Origin of the sequence: Flavobacterium anseongense (genome assembly GCF_021608185.1) — a bacterium.
Taxonomy (GTDB): domain Bacteria; phylum Bacteroidota; class Bacteroidia; order Flavobacteriales; family Flavobacteriaceae; genus Flavobacterium; species Flavobacterium anseongense.
Genome location: NZ_JAKIHN010000001.1, coordinates 486,009 through 505,631 on the forward strand (window position 1 = coordinate 486,009; position 19,623 = coordinate 505,631).

Annotated in this window: 19 protein-coding genes; 17 read left to right on the forward strand and 2 right to left on the reverse strand. The window is 34.9% G+C overall.

The genetic code is table 11. The features are described from left to right. Positions 1–7: 7 nt before the first annotated feature. From L1S35_RS02150 to L1S35_RS02195, 10 genes are read left to right on the forward strand one after another with little or no spacing between them, the layout of a single operon-like run. Positions 8–910, forward strand: a complete 903-nt coding sequence (locus L1S35_RS02150; protein WP_236396134.1) for a nucleotidyltransferase domain-containing protein — start codon at positions 8–10, stop codon at positions 908–910. Continuing rightward, positions 903–2,366, forward strand: coding sequence for a B12-binding domain-containing radical SAM protein (locus tag L1S35_RS02155; protein ID WP_236396135.1), 1,464 nt, complete (start codon positions 903–905; stop codon positions 2,364–2,366). The genes L1S35_RS02150 and L1S35_RS02155 overlap by 8 nt, the downstream gene beginning before the upstream one ends. After that, positions 2,356–3,123, forward strand: coding sequence for a class I SAM-dependent methyltransferase (locus L1S35_RS02160; RefSeq protein WP_236396136.1), 768 nt, complete (start codon positions 2,356–2,358; stop codon positions 3,121–3,123). Before L1S35_RS02155 ends, L1S35_RS02160 begins: the two co-directional genes overlap by 11 nt. Then, positions 3,120–4,490 carry a B12-binding domain-containing radical SAM protein gene (locus tag L1S35_RS02165; protein WP_236396137.1) on the forward strand — a complete coding sequence of 457 codons (1,371 nt, stop codon included), beginning with the start codon at positions 3,120–3,122 and terminating at the stop codon, positions 4,488–4,490. The genes L1S35_RS02160 and L1S35_RS02165 overlap by 4 nt, the downstream gene beginning before the upstream one ends. Before the next feature lie 3 nt (positions 4,491–4,493). Next, entirely contained in the window at positions 4,494–5,615 is a 1,122-nt protein-coding gene (locus tag L1S35_RS02170) for a hypothetical protein (protein ID WP_236396138.1), read from the forward strand. Further along, the gene (locus tag L1S35_RS02175) at positions 5,608–6,354 is read left to right on the forward strand and encodes a glycosyltransferase family 2 protein (protein WP_236396139.1); all 747 of its coding nucleotides are present in this window, start codon (positions 5,608–5,610) and stop codon (positions 6,352–6,354) included. Before L1S35_RS02170 ends, L1S35_RS02175 begins: the two co-directional genes overlap by 8 nt. Then, complete coding sequence (locus L1S35_RS02180; RefSeq protein WP_236396140.1) at positions 6,351–7,883, forward strand: glycosyltransferase family 87 protein; 1,533 nt, start codon at positions 6,351–6,353, stop codon at positions 7,881–7,883. The genes L1S35_RS02175 and L1S35_RS02180 overlap by 4 nt, the downstream gene beginning before the upstream one ends. Next, positions 7,880–9,052, forward strand: a complete 1,173-nt coding sequence (locus L1S35_RS02185; protein WP_236396141.1) for a polysaccharide biosynthesis protein — start codon at positions 7,880–7,882, stop codon at positions 9,050–9,052. The genes L1S35_RS02180 and L1S35_RS02185 overlap by 4 nt, the downstream gene beginning before the upstream one ends. Positions 9,053–9,058: 6 nt before the next feature. Then, a complete protein-coding gene (locus tag L1S35_RS02190) occupies positions 9,059–9,757 on the forward strand; it encodes a class I SAM-dependent methyltransferase (RefSeq protein ID WP_236396142.1) in 699 nt (232 codons plus the stop codon). After that, a complete protein-coding gene (locus L1S35_RS02195; RefSeq protein ID WP_236396143.1) occupies positions 9,754–10,662 on the forward strand; it encodes a hypothetical protein in 909 nt (302 codons plus the stop codon). Before L1S35_RS02190 ends, L1S35_RS02195 begins: the two co-directional genes overlap by 4 nt. Here the strand turns inward: L1S35_RS02195 and L1S35_RS02200 are convergent. Beyond that, on the reverse strand, positions 10,659–11,588 hold the full coding sequence (locus L1S35_RS02200; protein ID WP_236396144.1) for an FkbM family methyltransferase: 930 nt from the start codon (positions 11,586–11,588) through the stop codon (positions 10,659–10,661). The two genes, L1S35_RS02195 and L1S35_RS02200, sit on opposite strands and share 4 nt — an antisense overlap. A gap of 79 nt (positions 11,589–11,667) precedes the next feature. Between L1S35_RS02200 and L1S35_RS02205 the strand changes: the two genes are divergently transcribed. Both L1S35_RS02205 and L1S35_RS02210 read left to right on the forward strand, forming a co-directional pair. Next, positions 11,668–13,191 (forward strand): B12-binding domain-containing radical SAM protein, encoded by a 1,524-nt coding sequence (locus L1S35_RS02205; RefSeq protein ID WP_236396145.1) that lies wholly within the window; start codon positions 11,668–11,670, stop codon positions 13,189–13,191. Continuing rightward, a complete protein-coding gene (locus tag L1S35_RS02210; protein WP_236396146.1) occupies positions 13,191–13,850 on the forward strand; it encodes a methyltransferase in 660 nt (219 codons plus the stop codon). The genes L1S35_RS02205 and L1S35_RS02210 overlap by 1 nt, the downstream gene beginning before the upstream one ends. On the opposite strand, the gene L1S35_RS02215 is transcribed toward L1S35_RS02210, so the two are convergent. Further along, positions 13,831–14,856 carry a LacI family DNA-binding transcriptional regulator gene (locus L1S35_RS02215; RefSeq protein WP_236396147.1) on the reverse strand — a complete coding sequence of 342 codons (1,026 nt, stop codon included), beginning with the start codon at positions 14,854–14,856 and terminating at the stop codon, positions 13,831–13,833. The two genes, L1S35_RS02210 and L1S35_RS02215, sit on opposite strands and share 20 nt — an antisense overlap. Before the next feature lie 269 nt (positions 14,857–15,125). On the opposite strand from L1S35_RS02215, the gene rplM reads away from it, so the two are divergent. From rplM to L1S35_RS02240, 5 genes are all read left to right on the forward strand, one after another. Further along, the gene (gene rplM / locus L1S35_RS02220) at positions 15,126–15,581 is read left to right on the forward strand and encodes a 50S ribosomal protein L13 (RefSeq protein WP_236396148.1); all 456 of its coding nucleotides are present in this window, start codon (positions 15,126–15,128) and stop codon (positions 15,579–15,581) included. Next, entirely contained in the window at positions 15,581–15,967 is a 387-nt protein-coding gene (gene rpsI / locus L1S35_RS02225) for a 30S ribosomal protein S9 (protein WP_236396150.1), read from the forward strand. Before rplM ends, rpsI begins: the two co-directional genes overlap by 1 nt. Positions 15,968–16,186: 219 nt before the next feature. Next, positions 16,187–17,020 (forward strand): 30S ribosomal protein S2, encoded by an 834-nt coding sequence (gene rpsB, locus L1S35_RS02230; protein ID WP_236396152.1) that lies wholly within the window; start codon positions 16,187–16,189, stop codon positions 17,018–17,020. Positions 17,021–17,160: 140 nt separating this feature from the next. Beyond that, entirely contained in the window at positions 17,161–17,988 is an 828-nt protein-coding gene (gene tsf / locus L1S35_RS02235) for a translation elongation factor Ts (RefSeq protein WP_236396154.1), read from the forward strand. A gap of 181 nt (positions 17,989–18,169) precedes the next feature. Then, the gene (locus L1S35_RS02240) at positions 18,170–19,555 is read left to right on the forward strand and encodes an RCC1 domain-containing protein (RefSeq protein WP_236396156.1); all 1,386 of its coding nucleotides are present in this window, start codon (positions 18,170–18,172) and stop codon (positions 19,553–19,555) included. Positions 19,556–19,623: the final 68 nt, after the last annotated feature.

The following is a 19,623-nucleotide window of genomic DNA, read 5'->3' on the forward strand; positions in this document are numbered from 1 at the left end:
TATGACTTTGGAAACACTAAAGACGATTTTGTATTTTTCTATTTTTAGATATCCTCTTAAAATTGAAGAAATACATAGTTACACTAACTATGTAAATATCTCAGAAACAGAAAAAGAATTACAACACTTGATGGATGAAAAAATTCTTATCAAAGTGGATGAGTTTTATGTTTATGGCAGCGATTTAGATTCGGTCATCAAAAGACTGAGAGGGAATTTACACGCCAAGAAAGCACTTACAAAAGCTAATCAAAGAGCAAAATTGATTGCCAAATTTCCATATGTTGAAGCCGTTGGAATATCGGGTTCGTTGTCAAAAGACTATTATGATAATGAAAGTGATATTGATTTTTTTGTCATTACTAAACCCAATAAATTATGGATATGTAGAACCTTATTAATGCTTTACAAAAAGATATTTCTGCTTAATTCCCGAAAATATTTTTGTGTAAATTACTTTGTCTCATCCAATCAAATGGAAATTCAGGAAAAGAATAGGTTTACGGCTACCGAATTAAAAACTTTGATTCCGATACATGGCAAAACTGTTTTCGAGCAATTTTATCAAAGCAACAAATGGGTAAATGATTATTTTTCGAAGTTTGAACCGCAAATTGAAACGATTCAAAACACAAAAAAAACTAGTCTTTCCCGTTTAATTGAATTCGCTTTTGACACTAAATTTGGAACTATAACTGATTCCGCATTCAAAGTAATAACCTTAAAAAAATGGAAGTCTAAATTTCATTACATGAATGAAGAAGATTTCAAAATTGCGCTCAAAACAACCAAATCTGTTTCAAAACACCATCCATCAAACTTTCAAAAAAAAGTTATCTTATCTTTGAATACAAAACTCGAAGAAGTTCAGTCAAAGTATAATGTAGTTTTACAAAGAGAGCATGTCTAAAATCCTTTTTTCGCATTCCTATTATTACAAACTTGACCCAAAACAATGGAAAAACAAAACTCCTTTTCCTCCTTTGGGAACTTTGTATGCGGCTTCTTTATTGCAAAAAAACGGTTTTGAAGTTTCCCTTTTTGACACTAATTTATTGGATTCTCCAAAATCAATCCAACCTATTTTACACCAAACAAAACCAAATTATCTTGTAATTTTTGACGATGGATTTAATTATCTCACCAAAATGTGTCTCACCAATATGCGTGAAGCTTGTTTTGAAATGATACGATATGGCAAAAACCACAATTGCACCGTCATTGTCTGCAGTTCAGATGCTACCGATCATTATCAAAAATATATTGAAAAAGGCGCTGATTTTATTTTGCAGGGCGAAGGCGAAGTCACACTTTTGGAGCTTCTAAAATCAATTGAAGAAAACAAGAGCTTTGATGATCTACAAGGAATAGTTTTCCAAAAAAATAATGCTATTCAGGTCAATAAAAAAAGAGAAGTGCAACAAGTTTTAGACGAATTCCCTTTGCCCGCTTGGGATTTAGTAGACATAGAAAGCTATCGAAAAGTCTGGAAACAAAGCGGACAGGAATTCACATTAAATATTGCCACCACTCGAGGTTGTCCGTATAAATGTAATTGGTGCGCCAAACCCATTTATGGCAATCGTTACAACGCTCATTCGCCCGAATATATTGTTAATGAAATTGCTTTTTTGAAAGCCAATTTTGGAGTGACTCGTTTTTGGATGTGTGATGATATTTTTGGCTTAAAGCCGAATTGGGTGCAGGAATTCAACGCCAAATTGAAAGAACAAAATCTAAAAATCAGCTATTATATCCAAAGTCGCGTTGATTTATTATTGAAAGAAGATACAATTGATTGCCTGGCTGAATCGGGTTTGGAAGAAGTTTGGGTAGGTGCCGAAAGTGCCTCGCAAAAAATTCTGGATGCGATGGATAAAGGCACAACTGTGGAACAGATTTATCAGGCAACAGCTATTCTAAAAGCTAAAAAAATCAAGGTTGCCTTCTTTTTGCAGTTTGGTTATTTAGACGAAAATCAGGAAGACATTGCCAAAACGATTGCAATGGTCAAAGAATTAAAGCCGGATAACATCGGAATTTCTGTTTCCTATCCGTTGCCCGGAACCAAATTTTATGAGAAAGTCAAAGATGATTTAAAACTGAAATCAAATTGGACCGATTCGGATGATTTTGAGATGATGTTTCATGGCACGTATAATTCCAATTACTACCGAAAACTGCAACGCTTTGTGCATAAAGAATTCAGAAAACTGCAAGGATTTGAAAATTTAAAACTGTTATTCTCTGAACCTTCTAGTGTTTCTGTTGCCAAAATAAAATCGATTGCAAAATTGGGTTATTATATTCCGAGTGCGTTTTTGGATACACTTTCGCTAAAAAAAATGCAACAACATGGAAGCTAGTTTTGACAAAGTCGCTGTAAATTATGACTCCACATTTACCAATTCAGAAATTGGAAAACTGCAGCGAAACTCAGTTTACAAACAGCTTTCAAAACAGTTAGATTCAATTCAAAATGTTTTAGAGATCAATTGCGGAACCGGCGAAGATGCGATTTGGTTTGCCAAACAAAATTACAATGTAACGGCTACGGATATTTCACCAAAAATGATTGAAGTCGCTAAAAGTAAAGCAAACCTCAACTTCAAAACAGCCGATATAAATTCAATTGCTTCAATTTTTGAAAGCGAAAAATTCGATTTGATTTTTTCCAATTTTGGTGGTTTGAATTGTTTGTCGAAATCGGAATTGGAAAAGTTCTTTGTGAATGGCGATTCGATACTTTCTGAAAAAGGGAAATTGGCTTTGGTAATTATGCCGAAGAATACACTTTGGGAGCAATTTTACTTTTTGGCGAAAGCCCGATTTTCATCAATATTCAGACGAAAAAAAGAATTCGTTTTAGCCGATGTTGACGGAGAAAAAGTAGCAACGTATTACTACAACCCAAAAGATATTGTAAATTTAGCGGAAGCTAATTTTGAAATTGTAGCAACAAAGCCGATTGGCTTTTTTGTGCCGCCATCGTATTTGGAGCCATTTTTCAAAAACAAAAAAGGATTGTTAGGGTTTTTAAATTCATTTGAAAACCGAATTAAAAACTGGCAATTCCTTTCAAAATATGCCGATCATTACATCATAATATTGCAAAAAAGATGAGTTTGCTTTTTACACATGCCTATTATTTATCGGATGATCCAAAGGAGCAAAAGATAATGAAACCCTATCCACCGTTAGGGTTGCTTTATGTTTCGGGCTATTTGAAAAGCAAGAATATTGCGAATGATGTTTTTGACACGACATTTTCTTCCCAAAAAGAACAACTCGAATTTATAGCTGAAAAAAGTCCAAAAGTCATTTGCATTTACACCAATCTGATGACTAAAATTGAAGTCATTAAACTGATTAAAATCCTGAAAAGTGAAGCTTTTGGTTTTCCGAAAATCATTCTTGGCGGACCGGATGTTACATACAATATTGCCAACTATTTAAAAGCCGGTGCTGATTTTTTAGTCATTGGCGAAGGAGAAGAAACTACGTTTGAATTGTATAATGCGATTATGACAAATGCCACTTTTCATCAAGTGAATGGCATTGCTTTTTTGGAAAACAATCAAATCATACAAACTACAGCACGAACCAAGTTCAAAGAACTGGACGAATTGCCCTTGCCAAATCGAGATGCCATTAACATGCACAACTATCTGGAAACCTGGAAAACCAATCACGGACAAAGTTCGATGACAATTTCTACACAGCGTGGTTGTCCTTATACCTGCAAATGGTGCAGCACGGCAGTTTACGGTCAAAGTTATCGTCGCCGTCCTGCAAATCAAGTGGCGGAAGAAATGAAAATACTGAAAGAACAATACCATCCCGATGCGCTTTGGTTTGTGGATGATGTTTTTACTGTAAGCCATAAATGGTTGATTTCTTTTAGAGAAGAAGTTTTGAAACAAGATGCTGTAATTCCGTTTGAATGTATTACAAGAGCCGAACGTTTGAATGACGAAATTCTGCAACTACTAAAAGATGTTGGTTGTTTCAGAATCTGGATTGGTGCCGAAAGCGGTTCACAAACCATCATTGATGCGATGGACAGACGTGTTGATGTGAATCAGGTGAAGAAAATAATTCAGGATACGAATGCAATGGGAATTGAAACCGGAACATTCATCATGCTTGGTTATCCCGGAGAAACCGAAAAAGACATTACAGAAACGATTCAGTATTTAAAGGATGCCAATCCGACTTTATATACCATAACAGTGGCGTATCCTATTAAAGGAACTTCGTTATATGATGAAATTGAATCTAAAATTACAAGTCAACCGGAATGGGAAACTTCCACTGACCGCGACATTGATTTTGAGCGAACGTATTCCCGAAAATATTACAAATATGCTGTAAGCAAAGTGGTGAATGAAGTCGAATTTCATAAAACCATTTCGAAAACCAGTTTAAAAGCTTTGAAATTAAAAACCAAATCCATTTTAGCAACAGGGTTAATGAAATTAAACAAATAAACCATGAAAAAAATACTTTTATTTTTCTGTTTCATAGTATCCGTTTCCTGTGAAAGAGATTCTTATTCCGATTTAATCGAAACCAAAACCACCATCAATCTCAAATGGAACAAAGCCTATTCAGATGATACTATCGACAAGTCCTTGATTGGTTTGAAATGGGCACTTTCTTATGTCGGCGCAACTTTACCAAGCTCTAACAGTGGATTTTCAAATACTGAAACTACGATTACAATTAATATTAAGAAATTAGGTTTTAACGAAATTGCACAACAAAATCTTTTAAGATTAGCTGAAAAAATAAAAGCCACTCCCGAATATCAAGCCAATAATGCGGTTGATTTAGGAAGATTTGTCACGCAGTTGATCGGCGCTTCCGAGCATTATTACAAAATCATTGGAACACCAAAAACACTTACGGAAGTTATAAATCAATACACGCTTTTACCTCAAAAAGGCTATGTTAACAATTCGGGCGTTTCATTGGAACACCGCATCATTCAGTTTTCGGAGCAAAATGGTTTCAATCAAGTGTTTCTTTCCGAAGAAGTTGATCCGGTTACGGGCGAGATTTATGAATATGAAACCGTCGAATTATTGCCAAATGGTCAGTTGCGGTTTGGCATTTTTGACATTGAAGGCAATAGAAAAAATAATGCCGACGCTAGTCATTCCAATGCCGGAAAACCAGCCAAATGCATGTGGTGTCATGAGTCAACCATTCAGCCGTTATTTTATCCAAACAATGATTATGCTGGATTTTTGAGTGCTGCCGATTTGGGAGCTACATTATTGGGTTACCGTGAAAACCATCGGAATCAAAAATTAGCCTTAACCAACGGTGTTGATTTCTCACAAACTCAGCAACACACCTTAACCGAGTTGCTCTATATTTCATTTATGGAACCATCGGCAGAGCGGTTGAGTTTAGAATGGAATTTATCCGTAGTACAAGTTCAAAATTTGCTTTCCGGATTGCCAACGCATGTGTATGCTGAGTTTCCGTTTTTGGGAACTTTATACAATAGGGAAGATGTTGAAGTTTTAGCACCATTTCAGGGATTATCTGTTTCGAGTCACGTTAGAGAAGAATCGGCAATCGAAGTCAACCATTTAAATGATTAACAAAAAAAAAATAATCGTTGTTCTACCGGCTTACAACGCTGGGAAAACACTTCAAAAAACCTTTGAAGAAATTCCGTTTGATGTTGTTGATGATGTGATTTTAACCGATGATTTTAGTAATGATGAAACGATAGAAGTTGCGAAAAAAATCGGCATCAAAAACATCATTGCCCATGATAAAAACAAAGGCTATGGCGCGAATCAGAAATCGTGTTACCAAAAAGCGTTTGAACTCAATGCCGATATTATCGTAATGCTTCATCCGGATTATCAATATACACCAAAGCTTATTCCGGCGATGTGTTCGTTGGTTGCAAACGATTTGTACGATGTCGTTTTGGGTTCCAGAATTTTAAGCAAAGGTGCGCTGAAAGGCGGAATGCCTTTGTATAAATATATTTCGAATAGGATTTTGACTTTCATTCAGAATGTTTTGATGAATCAAAAACTATCTGAATATCATACGGGTTATCGCTGTTTCGTCGCGCAATTGTTACAAAAAATTGACTTCGAAAACAACTCGGATGATTTTGTTTTTGACAATGAAATCATTGCACAATGTTGCTTTTTGAATGCGAAAATTGGTGAGATATCCTGCCCGGCTAATTATTTTGAGGAAGCCAGTTCTATTAATTTTAGGAGAAGCATAACTTATGGTTTTGGTGTTTTAAGGGTTTCCGCTTCTTATTTTTTACAGAAAATTAAATTGGGTTCGTTCTCCATTTTTAAGAATTTATGAAAAAAAGCATTCTGAAATATTATCCTTTGCTTCCTCTGCTTTTGCTTTGTGTTTTTTATGGATATAAATCTTTGGAATTTCCAATTCACGATTTTAGCAATTATTACTTTGGCGGAAAGTTTTTGGGTGAAGGACATTTTACTTCCGCTGTTTATTTTCCATACGAATTCAACAAAGCCATTTCCGATTTAGGACATCATAATATTTTTGCCAGTTATGCGCCGAATACGCCTTTTTTGGCATTCTTTTTTTCGCCCTTTTCTTTTATTTCAGTTCTGATTGCAAAGTTAGTTTTCAATTGTATTTCGATAAGTTTGTTTGTATTCAGCATTTACAGATTGTTTTCGCATTATAAAATCAATCTGAAATATGCCTTGCTGATTCCTATCTTATTTTTGGTTCCGATAAAAAACAATTTGCTGTTTGGACAAGTCTACTTTTTGCTGTTTTTCCTGTTGGCCGAAGGTTGGCTTTCGTATGAAAAAGAGCGTTGGAAATCGATGGCATTCTTTTGGAGTTTGGCAATTTTACTCAAGGTTTTTCCAGTATTACTTTTTGTTCTTTTTGTGTTTAAAAAACAATGGAAAGCCTTGCTCTATTTAGCGGTTTCCTGCATTTTACTTTTTGGAATTTCGTTACTCTTTACCGGAGCTGATATTTGGATTTTTTATCTCAAAGAAGTGTTGCCTAAAGCTTCCAACGGAGAGATTGCTACGGCTTTTGTGCCCAATTATCAGTCGGTTTTTATGTTCCTGAAAGAACTTTTGGTGTTTGATGCAACGGATAATTCGCAATCCATTTTTAATTATCCTGTTTTATTTTCTGCAGTGATGCTGGCTTTCAAAATAGGAATTTTAGGTATTGGTTATTTTATTTCCAAAAAAACTTCAAATGCGTTATTTGCTTTTTCCTATTGGATTTTGGCAATGATTTTACTTTCGCCATACGGAAGTACTTATACAATTATTTTGCTGATATTCCCATTTCTGGCATTGCTAAAAAGCGACATTTCAAACGTCAAAAAAATCACCCTGTTTATCGTCTTATTTTTAATCAGCAATCTTTCTTTATCACTTTTTATTGAGAAAGCGTTTCCTTTATCATATCTAAGATTGTTCTTGCTTTTGTTGCTGTTTGTCTTGTTTTTGTTTGAATTTCAGCAAAAAATCAATTGGAAAATAGTGACTGTTTTTTCTTTGATGTCAATGATTTTGGTGTTGATTTTCAAAAAGAATGAAACCGTTACATCGACTATTCTCCTTAAAAACGGACCAATATTGATTTACGATTACAAAATAAAAGACAACCAACTGACTTATTTTTATTGGAATGAGAAAGGTGAAAACCAAGCGGTGATTCCGTTTGAAAATAAATCCTGCAAAGCTATAGAACTAAATAGCAATCAACTTACGTTTGACAAAAACCATAAGTTGAAACCCATTTTAATTGACAATAAAACAGTGTTATATCTTTCAGATTATGGTAGAGGCATTGGGTTTTATACCTTAAGAAAAATGGAATTGAAATGAATCTAAAAAAGACATTCGACAGGATAAAACTTGTTTTGGTCAACATCCTCAAGCAAGTATTGGGTCAGGTGCTAACCCTGATCCTGTCAGTCATTATATTCAAATGGGATTCAAAAGAATTATGGGGAGAATTTGCGGCCTATTTTATTTATGTCAATATCATAATTACAGTCATCAGCTGGGGAAATAAGGAATTTTTAATTCGGGAATTCAGCAAAGCGCCAAACAAAATAATCGAGAATTTCTATCTGGTTTTCAATTCGCGCTTGCCATTGTTAGTCCTTGCCGTTGTAGCGGCTTTGTTTGTTTTTCCAATCAGCTGTTTCTGGTTTTTTGCCCTTTGGATAATCAGCGTTTACATTTCACAATCGCTTGAGGTTTTTTGGATTTATAAAAGAGATTATGCAAAATCAATTCTCCTGGAAATACTGTCGTTTTCGGGACTGGTTTTGTTGCTTTTTTATAATGAAGTCAATAGTGACAAGCTTATCGAATATTATGCTTATTACCAATTGGTGCGAGCTGTTTTCTACGTCATTATGTATACTCCGGAATTAAAAAAAATTCATTTTGGCATAGACAAAAAATATTTGGTCACCGCAGTTTCCTTCTTTTTACTGGGCTTGGTCGGATTTCTTCAATCGCGAATGGATTTTGTAATTATCACTTTTTTCGAATCTGATCAGAACGTTGCGATTTACCAAATCATCACCACTTTTTTCATTTTGATTCATGCTTTGGGAACCTTTTTAATTTTTCCTTATATGAAGAATATCTATCGATTGCAAAAGAGTTCAGTGAGTGTTTTTCAACGGTTTATTGCTATCATCTCGCCTTTGGTGGTGTGCTTTTGTTTGGCGGTTTTGTTTTTGATCATGCACTATGTTTATAACATCAGCCTTGATTACCACTACTATTTATTGGGATTTTTAATCACTTTTCCGCCCTATTTATACACGGTTAAAATATTGATTTTGTATAAAGAAAATAAACAGGGTTTTATTCTAAAAACCGGAATCATAGCCATCGTAATTAATAGTTTCGCTTCTATTCTTTTGCTTTATCTTGGTTATGGATTAAAAGGTGCTTTGATGGGTTCGGCTATAGCGCATCTCTTTACAGCCTATCAATATCTAACCCATTTTTCACATCAAACTCAAAAAGCGTAACGCCAAATGAAGCCGAATCAAAAACATATCAGCAAACAAAATAGCCGCTATTATGATAAAATAGCAGCGGATTATGATGCCATGCTGAGTTATAATACTCAAGAGGATTTTCTGCGTAAAAAAGTGGCAGAGAAATTAACTTCCTTTTTGAAAGAAGGCACTGTTTTAGATTTTGGTGGAGGAACGGGTGAAGATTTAAAATGGTTGTTGGAACATCATTACAAAGTGATTTTCTGCGAACCTTCAGCCGGTATGAGAAAGATGGCGATGGACAAATTCCCGGAAGCCGGAATTGTGTTTTTAGAAAACAGTCAAACCGATTTTACAAGTTGGGCTGATGCGCTTCCGTTTCAGGAGAAAGCCAATGGTGTAATAGCTAATTTCGCTGTGCTGAACTGTATTTTAGATCTTGATTTATTCTTTAAGAAATTGACTTTGGTAACGGCAGACAAGGCTGAAATTGTGTTGCTGGTTTTACATTATAATCTGAAAAAAAGAATGCAAATGAATTTTTTCGGAGCTCTAAAATCGCTAAACGGAACAAAACCTATGAGGATAAAAGTGGCCTTTCAGGGTGAAAAACAATTGGTTTATCTTCATTCGGTGAAATCAATTCGAAAAGGGGCTGTAGATTATTTTAAATTCCAAAGTTGTGAGTTATTAAAAGAAGAAGGTTTTTCATTAATCCATTTGACAAAAAAATGAAAAAACTGTTGAACATATTACTCTTTGGAAATGCTTTCTTTAAAGAATATCCAGCTGTCTCTATTACTGAAAATGAGATAAAAGAAAATGTATTCTTTGAAGTTGACGAAAAACAAACCGATGTTTCCCAAAAGCATTGGCTGCTGTCATTAGAACCAATGGTTTTTGGAATTTGGTTTGAAAGCGCGCCAAATTTTGATAAAAAAAACAAGGGAAAATTGTATTTCAAGTCGGGCCAAAATAAAACACTGGCGATTGTAGAATTAAATCTAACCGAAATCATTACTGAAAAAGAAGGCATTTTGCTTTTGTTTACCGTTGAAGAAAGTGAATTGTTTTATATAAGTCCGTTTAAAACAAAACTGATTTATGGACTCTATTATAAAAAGCCAAAGCTATCGTTCAACTTATTTAAAAACCTTACGGCAGCTTTTAGTTTTCCGCGAAAAGTGCGGTTGGTTTCCTTTAAAAAAGACGATTATTTCAATATTTTCCCAATGGATTTGGTTGGCAATATTCCGGGAACGAATCATTTTGTTTTTGGATTACGGCATACCAACAATACGCTCGACAAAATTATAGAAGAAAAGAAAATCGTTGCCGCTGAATTTCCTTCTTCTTTAAAGGAAGAAATTTATCAATTGGCCAAGCATCATTCCGGAAATCCGCAAGGTATTGACGCCTTGCCTTTTTCAATTTTGGAAACCAATTTATATCAATTCCCGATTCCCGAATCGGTCATACAATATGACGAAATCGAAATTTTAAAAACGCTGAATTTAGGAAGCCATATGTTGCTCTTTGGGAAAACCATCAACACGATTGTTGTAAATGAAAATACGGCCAATTTGTATCACATCCATTTTTTAACCCATCTGAATCAAAACCAATATGAACCAACTTAACGTTTTTTAAACCATTGCAACACCATTGGCGGACACAGATTGATGATGAGTTGTTTAATTTTTTTTCTAAAAGAAATAAAATTGTGATTCGTAAAAACCTTTTGTTCTTCTATTGATAGACCGGAAGTATTGAGTAAATAAGAACCCAAACTATAATAACCTAACCAAAGCAAGAGAAAGCCTGATTTTATTTTGTTTTCATTGCTTAAAAATTCAGAATCCAAAACATAAATAGCATCGCCGCAAGGTGCATAATGACAATTTTTATCATGACTATTAGCCAAAACCGGAGTATAATTTTCTCTGTAAGTAATAAAATCAACCAGTACATAACCTTTATCCCTTAAATAGATGTCGATATCCGAAAACAATACCTGATTTTGATAAACCGCAATGGTTGACACTTCAACTTTTAGAATATTTATTCGTTTTTCGTTGAGCAGCTTTGCTGCACCATGCAAAATTTTCAATTCTGAACCTTGAGTGTCAATTTTTAAGTAATCAATTGTCTCATTTTTGTCTTTTATGAAATTATCCAGTGTAACCGCCGAAGTCTTAATTACATTTTCAATGGCAATGTTTGATTTCCAATTGTCAAAGTTTTTATATAAACCAAAATGCTTTTGATAGTTGCCCAAATCTGTTTCAAGCAGACTGCTCATAGAGCTGTGCTTTGTGACATTAAAGGAAACTTCGCCTTCGTAATCCGACAAACAATTACCAATTAAAGCTAATGACTTAAAATTATGTTGAATGTATTTTTCTTTAAGTATTTCCAATTCGATTGGATTGGGTTCGAAGCCTACGATATTGGTTATTGTCGACAAGTCTTCCAAAAAATCAAGCTTGTCTTTGGCGCCAACATCAATAAAGAAAAGGGAATCTATATTGTGTTTTTTTAAAATGGTGATGATTCGATTATCCAAAATAAATTATAGGTATTTAACCTCAAAAATATGAATTTAAATCAGTATTACTTAGTAGATTTGTTATATATTCACTCCAATGTCAGTAAATAAAATCATCCTATTCAACCCAAAAAGTGCTAACGGCAAACATCGAATTCCCAATTCGATTTTGCAGGTTGGAGCGGCTGTTCATGGCAAATATGAGTATGTTTTTGTGGATGGTAATTTGGAGAAAAATCCCTGGGAAACCATTGAAAATTATTTAAAATCGGGTGACTATAAATACTTTGGTTCAACCGTTATGCCCGGTCCGCAATTGCGTCAGGCGATTCCGTTTACCAAAAAAATAAAAGAATTATTTCCTGAAACGGTTACGGTTTGGGGCGGCTATTTTGCGGCCAACCAATATAAAGTTTCTTTAGAATCTGGTGTTGTTGATTATGTTATTAACGGTCCTGGAGATGTTGCTTTTCCTTCTTTAATTGAAGCTTTGGAAAATAATGAAAAAGAAAAAATCTTCTTAATCAAGAACCTAATCTATAAAAACGATAAAGGCGAAATCATCAAAACCGCTGTCGAAGCTTTGCTCGACCAAGATACGCTGCCTAAGTTTCCTTATGAGTATTTGAATTCGTTTTATCCGGTCAAAAATTATTTGGCCAAAACCTTTATGGGCAACAAAACCTTGTCATATCATTCGAGTATGGGTTGTCCTTTTTCATGTTCGTTTTGCGCAGTGGTTCCAATTTATAATGCCAAATGGAAAGGCATGTCTGCAGCTCGAATTTATGAAGATGTCAAATATTTCAAGGACAAATACAATATCGACGCAGTCGAATTCCACGACAATAATTTCTTTACTTCCAAAAAAAGAGTTTTAGAATTTTCGGAATTAATAATGAATGATGGCATCAGTTATTGGGGCGAAGGCCGCATCGATACTATTAATATGTATAGTGATGATGAACTAAAACTAATGCGGAAAGCAGGTTGTAAAATGATTTTTCTGGGTGCTGAAACCGGAAATGATGCCGTATTAAAACAAATGAACAAAGGCGGAACGCAAACCGGACAAATGATTAAAGATTTTGTCTTACGGATGAAAAAAGCCGATATCATTCCGGAACTGTCTTTTGTCCTTGGGATGCCAGCCAAAACTGAGAAAGAAGTCTATGATCAAATTTTGTGGGACATCAATTTCATCAAAGAAATAAAAGTCATCAATCCGAATGCGGAAATCATCATTTATCTTTTTAGTCCGGTACCAACAGAAGGTTCCGACTTATACAAACAAATTCTCGATGCCGGTTTCTCATTTCCTAAACATTTGGAAGACTGGATTTCGCCGAGTTGGGAAAACTTCGATTTACGAAAAAACCCGCTGACCCCTTGGTTGAAACCTTATATGATTGACACAATTAAAAATTTTGAAACGGTATTGAATGGTTATTATCCAACGGTTTCTGATTTTAGGGTTCGAGGTTTTAAAAGAACCGTTTTGACAACAGTCGCAAGTTGGCGTTATAAAACCGGAGTTTATAATTATCCATATGAAATTAAAGCATTGCATAAGCTTTGGAAATACAGACAACCTGAAATTGAAGGCTTCTACTCCGAATAATGAGAGCATTTTTAAAGAAAATATCGCATCCTTTTTTGAAACTTGGTTTACGATTGTACTATTGGAAACCGAGAACTTTTTGCTACGACAACATTAGCATTAAAGTACATCCCGAAGTTTTTCCGCCACAAATGACATTCAGCACAAAAATTCTGCTGGATTTTATCAATGATTTAGATTTAAAACAAAAAACTTTTCTGGAACTAGGTTGCGGCAGTGGAATCATTTCGCTTTTGGCAGCAAAAAAAGGAGCTGATGTAACTTCATCTGATATTAATCAAATCGCTTTGGATTATTTAGCAACCAATGCTTCAAAGAATAAATTGCAACTGAAAATAGTTCATTCTGATTTGTTTGACAAGCTGAAAAATCAATCTTTTGATTATATCATTATCAATCCACCGTATTATCCGAAAAAACCAAAAAACATAAAAGAGCAGGCTTGGTTTTGTGGTGAAAACTTTGAATATTTTGAAAAACTATTTGTTCAACTACCTAGTTATTTGGCAACAGCTAATTGTTATATGATTTTGTCACAGGATTGTGATGTAGAAAAAATAAAAGCCATAGGATTAAAAAAAGCTCTGACTTTTGAAGTGGTATTAGAGAAGAAAGAATTGGTCGAAACCAATTATATATTTAAGGTAGTTTCTTTGTAGAATCTCTTTGACGCAATTCGGTTTTAACTGTTGTGGTTGAAAAAACCGGTGCTTCTTCATTTCTTTCTAATTTATCTATTAGTAGCTGCGTTGCTACTTCACCTATTTCCGGACCGTGCTGGCTAACCGTTGATAAACTTGGAGTCATTCGGCGTGACCAAACTCCATCAGCAAAACCAATTACAGAGAGTTCTTCAGGGATTTTCATCCCCTTTTTTAATCCCATTTTCATAGCAATTGTCGCTGCATGTTCATCTAAACCAAAAACAGCATCAACCTCATTTTTATCAAAAAAATCTTTAACCAAGATATCAAACTCATCAATATTATCTGTCTGAATTATTAGTTTCTCATTAACCTTTAATCCTTTTTGTTCAAATGCTTTATAAAAACCCTGGGCACGCAGATTAGCAACACTTAACTGTTTAATTGTGGTAAAAAGGGCAATATTTTTACATCCGGTATCTATTAAATGATTTGTAGCATTGATGGCGCTTTCATAATCGTCAACAATTACCTTATCACATTGTACTTCATCGGCAATACGATCAAACATTACCATTGGTGTTCCATCATTAATGATTGCCTTAAAATGATCAAATTGCTGTAATTTTTGGGCTTCTTTTGAAATTGAAAGAATAAAACCGTCTATAGTTCCGTTGCTTAACATTTCGAGTATGTTAATTTCTTTTTCAAGACTTTCATTGGATATGCAGGTAATAACCTTGTATCCTTTTTCGTCGGCCACTTTTTCAATTCCGGTAAAAACTTTGGCAAAAAAGGAATTCAATATATTAGGAATAACAACTCCTATGGTTTTTGTTCTTCTGTTTTTTAAGTTTAGCCCAATAACATTAGGCTTGTAGTTTTTCAACTTGGCATATTCCTGAACACGTTGCTTTGTTGGTTCACTTATTTCAGGGCTTCCATTTAATGCTTTAGAAACAGTGGAAACAGAAACTCCTAATTCTTTTGCAATTTGTTTTAATGTGGCTTTCGATCTCATTTTTGTTTTCTTAAGATGTAAAAATAGTGAAATTTATTCTGCTACATAATAATGATGAGCTAAAGTTGGCCAAAAAATATAAGAAATACAATGTTTTTTTTTCGATGATTCAATTCTTTTTTGCTTGTTAAGTCCATTCATTAAAAGGATTTTACATAAAAAATCGCATTTTATAAAAATATTTAAAAAATGCTATTTGCTTTATTAATAAATAATTGTACTTTTGCACTCCCTTTATTGGGAATGGAATGTTTAATTAAAATAAAATTATGGACGCATTAAGCTACAAGACACAATCTACAACCAAGACCACTGCTCAAAAAGAGTGGATCATTGTAGATGCTGATGGTCATAACTTAGGTCGTTTTGCTTCAAAAGTTGCGATGCTTTTAAGAGGTAAATACAAGCCAAGTTACACACCTCACGTCGACTGTGGAGATAACGTAATTGTTATCAACGCAGAGAAAATCAACCTTACAGGTAACAAACTTGACGACAAGACTTACATTCGTCACACAGGTTACCCTGGAGGACAAAGAAGTTTGACTGCTAAAGTTATGCAACAAAAGAATCCTGCATTACTAGTAGAAAAAGCTGTTAAAGGAATGTTACCTAAAAATAAATTAGGTGCTGAACTTTTCAGAAATTTAAATGTTGTTGTAGGTACAGAGCACAAATACGCTGCTCAAAAACCTAAAACAGTTAACCTTAACGATCTTAAATAATGGGAGTTATTCACAAAATCGGTAGAAGAAAATGTGCAGTAGCACGTGTTTATGTTTCAGAAGGAACTGGAAAGATTACCGTAAACAAAAGAGAATTTAACAACTACTTCCCAACAGCTACTTTACAGTACAAAGTATTGCAACCAATGTCTATGACAAACAATGCAGAGAACTTTGACGTAAAAGTAAATGTATATGGTGGTGGTTCTACAGGGCAGGCAGAAGCTGTGAGAATGGCAATTGCAAGAGCAATGTGTGAAGTGGAAGCTGAAAACAGAAGCATCCTTAAACCAGAAGGATTACTAACAAGAGATCCTAGAATGGTAGAACGTAAAAAATTCGGTCAGAAAAAAGCACGTAAGAGATTCCAATTCTCTAAACGTTAATACTGAACTTGTTTCAGTATCTTTTCAAGATTACTCGAATTATTACAAACAGATGCTGAAATTAATTCAGCATACCAAATTAGAATTTAAAACACAGTTGTCGATATTCCTTAATTAAAAAGGGAATTAGTTTAGCATCGAAATGCAGTCCAAAGTCTTAATTCATTAAGCGAAAAAGGTGACGCATTGCTAATCAAACGGAACGTAAACTATTACACAATGGCAAACAAAATTGAAGTTAAAGATTTATTAGAAGCAGGTGTTCACTTCGGACACATGACTCGTAAGTGGGATCCAAACATGGCTCCTTACATTTATATGGAGCGTAATGGAATTCACATTATCAACCTATATAAAACTGCTGCAAAAATTGAAGAAGCTAACGAAGCTTTGAAAAAAATCGCAGCATCAGGTAGAAAAATACTTTTCGTAGCTACCAAAAAACAAGCAAAAGACATCGTTGCTGACAAAGCAGTTGCTTGTAACATGCCGTACATCACTGAAAGATGGCCAGGTGGTATGTTAACCAACTTCGTTACTATCCGTAAAGCCGTTAAAAAAATGGCTACTATTGATAAAATGAAGAAAGACGGAACTTTTATGACTTTGTCTAAAAAAGAGCGTCTTCAAGTAGATCGTCTTCGTGCAAAATTAGAGAAGAACTTAGGTTCTATCGCTGATATGTCAAGACTTCCAGCTGCATTATTTGTAGTGGATATCAAGGCGGAACACATCGCAATCAAAGAAGCACAAAAATTAAACATTCCAGTTTTTGCAATGGTTGATACTAACTCTGATCCACGTGAAGTAGATTACGTTATCCCAGCCAATGATGATGCTTCAAAATCAATTGATAAAATTTTATCTTTAGTAACTGCTGCAGTTATCGACGGATTGAACAACAGAACTTCTGACAAAGAAGAAGTTGACACTCCCGAAGCTGAAGAAGAAGTAGTAGCTGTTGAAGCTGCTCCTGAAGTAGAAGCAGTTGTAGAAGTAGAAGCTGCTCCTGAAGTAGAAGCTGAAGCTACTGAAACAGAAACTGAAGAGTAAATAAAACAAAATTCCAAAAAAAGAAATTCCAAATTCCAATAATTGTCATTAATTGATGATTTTTAAAATTGGAATTTGGGATTTTAACTTTGGAATTTGTCTTTTTACAAATTATTTGAACTTTAAAAAAATATAATATTATGTCAACAATCACAATTACTGCTGCAGACGTAAACAAACTAAGAACGATTACCGGTGCAGGAATGATGGACTGTAAAAAAGCTTTAGTAGAAGCTGAAGGAGATTTTGATTTAGCAATCGAAAACCTTAGAAAAAAAGGTCAAAAAGTGGCTGCAAACCGTTCAGACAGAGAATCTACTGAAGGAGCTGCAATCGCTGCTGTTAATGCTGACAAAACTTCTGGTGTTGTTTTAACATTAAACTGCGAAACTGACTTCGTTGGGAAAAATGAAGGTTTCGTAAAATTGGCTACCGATTTCGCTAACCAAGCATTAAACTATGATACTAAAGAAGCATTTTTAGCTTCTGACTTTAACGGAATCACTGTTGCCGAAAAATTAATCGAGCAAACTGGTGTAATCGGAGAAAAAATTGAAATCGCCTCTTTCGAAAAATTGAATGGTGCTTTCGTTGGTTCTTATGTTCACTCTGGAAAAATTGCTGTTCTTGTAGCACTTTCTGCTAACGTTGCCGGAGCTGACGAAGCTGCTAAAAACGTAGCTATGCAGGCTGCTGCTATGTCACCAATTGCTTTAGATGAAGCCGGAGTTGATGCAGACGTTATCGCCAAAGAAATCGAAATCGCTAAAGATTTATTACGTCAGGAAGGAAAACCGGAAGCAATGATCGAAAACATCGCTAAAGGTAAATTAGGGCGTTTCTTTAAAGACAATACTTTGGTAAACCAAGATTATATCAAAGATAGCTCAATGAGCGTAGCTGCTTACATTAAAACTGTTGATGCAGGTTTGACTGTAACTGGTTTCAAAAGAGTTGCTTTAGGATAATTCATTCTGAACTTGTTTCAGAATCTCTTATAAAGAAACCCGAGCGAAATGGCTCGGGTTTTTTGTTTTTAACAATGAATGTAAGAATGCTTTTATTATATTTGTTATTATAAAATATTGACAAACAGCCGGGTATAAACAAAAATAGATCCGCCTATTTTTAATTAATCTTTAAAGCAATATGAAAAAACATCTATTCAATTCAATAACAGTTGCAATTCTCTTTTGTTTTAATGGATTAATTAATGTTACAAACGCACAATCCTTAGCTAGTGGAGGGTATCACTCCCTTTTTCTTTGCTCGAGTGGAACAGTGCAATCTGTTGGAAAAAATGAATTCGGACAGCTTGGCAATGGAACTGGTTTTGGTATTTATACCCCAGGACCGGTAAGCACTCTTTCAGGAATTACCAAGGTTGCCGCTGTTGGAGAGCATTCATTATTCTTAAAGAACGATGGGACAGTTTGGTCAGTTGGATATAATGTCAGTGGTCAACTTGGAGATGGAACCACTGTTAACAAAAACATTCCTATACAAGTAATTGGACTCACAGGGATTGAAAAAATTGCTTCTGGATATTACTCTTCTCTTTTCCTTAAAAGTGATGGTACTGTTTGGGGAGTTGGCAATAATGCAGCCGGAAATCTCGGTGATGGAACAACTGTAAACAGGAGCAGTCCAGTTCAAGCACTGGGATTAACAGGAATTACCGAAGTGTCAGCTTATTATCATACTCTCTTTCTTAAAAATGACGGAACCGTTTGGGGAGTTGGCAATAATCAATTTGGTCAACTGGGAAATGGAACCTACGAAACTACAAGCACTATCGGGCAGGTTCCTGGAGTTAGCGGAATTAGTTCGGTATCGGCAGGTTACTTTTATTCTCTTTTCCTAAAGTCTGATGGAACAGTCTGGTCTGCAGGAAGAAATGATAGTGGGCAACTCGGAGATGGAACTACTCTTGGCAGACCGAATGCGGTACAGGTAGTTGGATTATCGGGAATTACATCAATCTCAGCTGGTCGAAGCCATGCCGTTTTCTTAAAGAATGACAATACCGTTTGGGCTGTAGGGGCAAATTGGTCAGGACAACTTGGAGATGGAACTACCGTCAACAAAAGAACGCCGATTCAGGTAACTGGTCTGTCCGATATTATCGAAGTAGTTGCAGGATGGGATAATTCTTTTTTCCTGAAAAGTGACGGCACAGTTTGGGCGACAGGATTGAACAACAATGGTCAATTAGGTGACGGAACCAATGTAAACAGGAATACTGCGATACAAGTGACAAGTTTATGCAGCGTGTCATTAGGGATAAATAACACGACTTTGGAAAATTCAATTTCTGTTTATCCAAATCCCTTTAGTGAACAGCTGATTATAGAAACAAATGAATACCAGAATACGACAGTAGAAATATACAATTTGCAAGGTCAATTATTGCAAAGTATTCCGTTGGAACTATCTGAAAATATAATAAATACAAGTAATCTGATAAGCGGATTTTATTTAGTTAAGGTAAAAAGTCCTAAGCGAATAATTACCAAAAAAATTGTAAAAAATTAGTTTCCCGCTTACCGATGTAAACATTGATAAAAAAACCCGATTCAAATGAATCGGGTTTTTTTTTAATT

Bases quoted from the DNA above. Each gene is read 5' to 3' on its own strand.
- L1S35_RS02155 (WP_236396135.1), top strand. From the start codon at position 903: ATGTCTAAAATCCTTTTTTCGCATTCCTATTATTACAAACTTGACCCA.
- L1S35_RS02160 (WP_236396136.1), top strand. From the start codon at position 2,356: ATGGAAGCTAGTTTTGACAAAGTCGCTGTAAATTATGACTCCACATTT.
- L1S35_RS02165 (WP_236396137.1), top strand. From the start codon at position 3,120: ATGAGTTTGCTTTTTACACATGCCTATTATTTATCGGATGATCCAAAG.
- L1S35_RS02170 (WP_236396138.1), top strand. From the start codon at position 4,494: ATGAAAAAAATACTTTTATTTTTCTGTTTCATAGTATCCGTTTCCTGT.
- L1S35_RS02175 (WP_236396139.1), top strand. From the start codon at position 5,608: ATGATTAACAAAAAAAAAATAATCGTTGTTCTACCGGCTTACAACGCT.
- L1S35_RS02180 (WP_236396140.1), top strand. From the start codon at position 6,351: ATGAAAAAAAGCATTCTGAAATATTATCCTTTGCTTCCTCTGCTTTTG.
- L1S35_RS02185 (WP_236396141.1), top strand. From the start codon at position 7,880: ATGAATCTAAAAAAGACATTCGACAGGATAAAACTTGTTTTGGTCAAC.
- L1S35_RS02190 (WP_236396142.1), top strand. From the start codon at position 9,059: ATGAAGCCGAATCAAAAACATATCAGCAAACAAAATAGCCGCTATTAT.
- L1S35_RS02195 (WP_236396143.1), top strand. From the start codon at position 9,754: ATGAAAAAACTGTTGAACATATTACTCTTTGGAAATGCTTTCTTTAAA.
- L1S35_RS02205 (WP_236396145.1), top strand. From the start codon at position 11,668: ATGTCAGTAAATAAAATCATCCTATTCAACCCAAAAAGTGCTAACGGC.
- L1S35_RS02210 (WP_236396146.1), top strand. From the start codon at position 13,191: ATGAGAGCATTTTTAAAGAAAATATCGCATCCTTTTTTGAAACTTGGT.
- L1S35_RS02215 (WP_236396147.1), bottom strand. From the start codon at position 14,856: ATGAGATCGAAAGCCACATTAAAACAAATTGCAAAAGAATTAGGAGTT.
- rplM (WP_236396148.1), top strand. From the start codon at position 15,126: ATGGACGCATTAAGCTACAAGACACAATCTACAACCAAGACCACTGCT.
- rpsI (WP_236396150.1), top strand. From the start codon at position 15,581: ATGGGAGTTATTCACAAAATCGGTAGAAGAAAATGTGCAGTAGCACGT.
- rpsB (WP_236396152.1), top strand. From the start codon at position 16,187: ATGGCAAACAAAATTGAAGTTAAAGATTTATTAGAAGCAGGTGTTCAC.
- tsf (WP_236396154.1), top strand. From the start codon at position 17,161: ATGTCAACAATCACAATTACTGCTGCAGACGTAAACAAACTAAGAACG.
- L1S35_RS02240 (WP_236396156.1), top strand. From the start codon at position 18,170: ATGAAAAAACATCTATTCAATTCAATAACAGTTGCAATTCTCTTTTGT.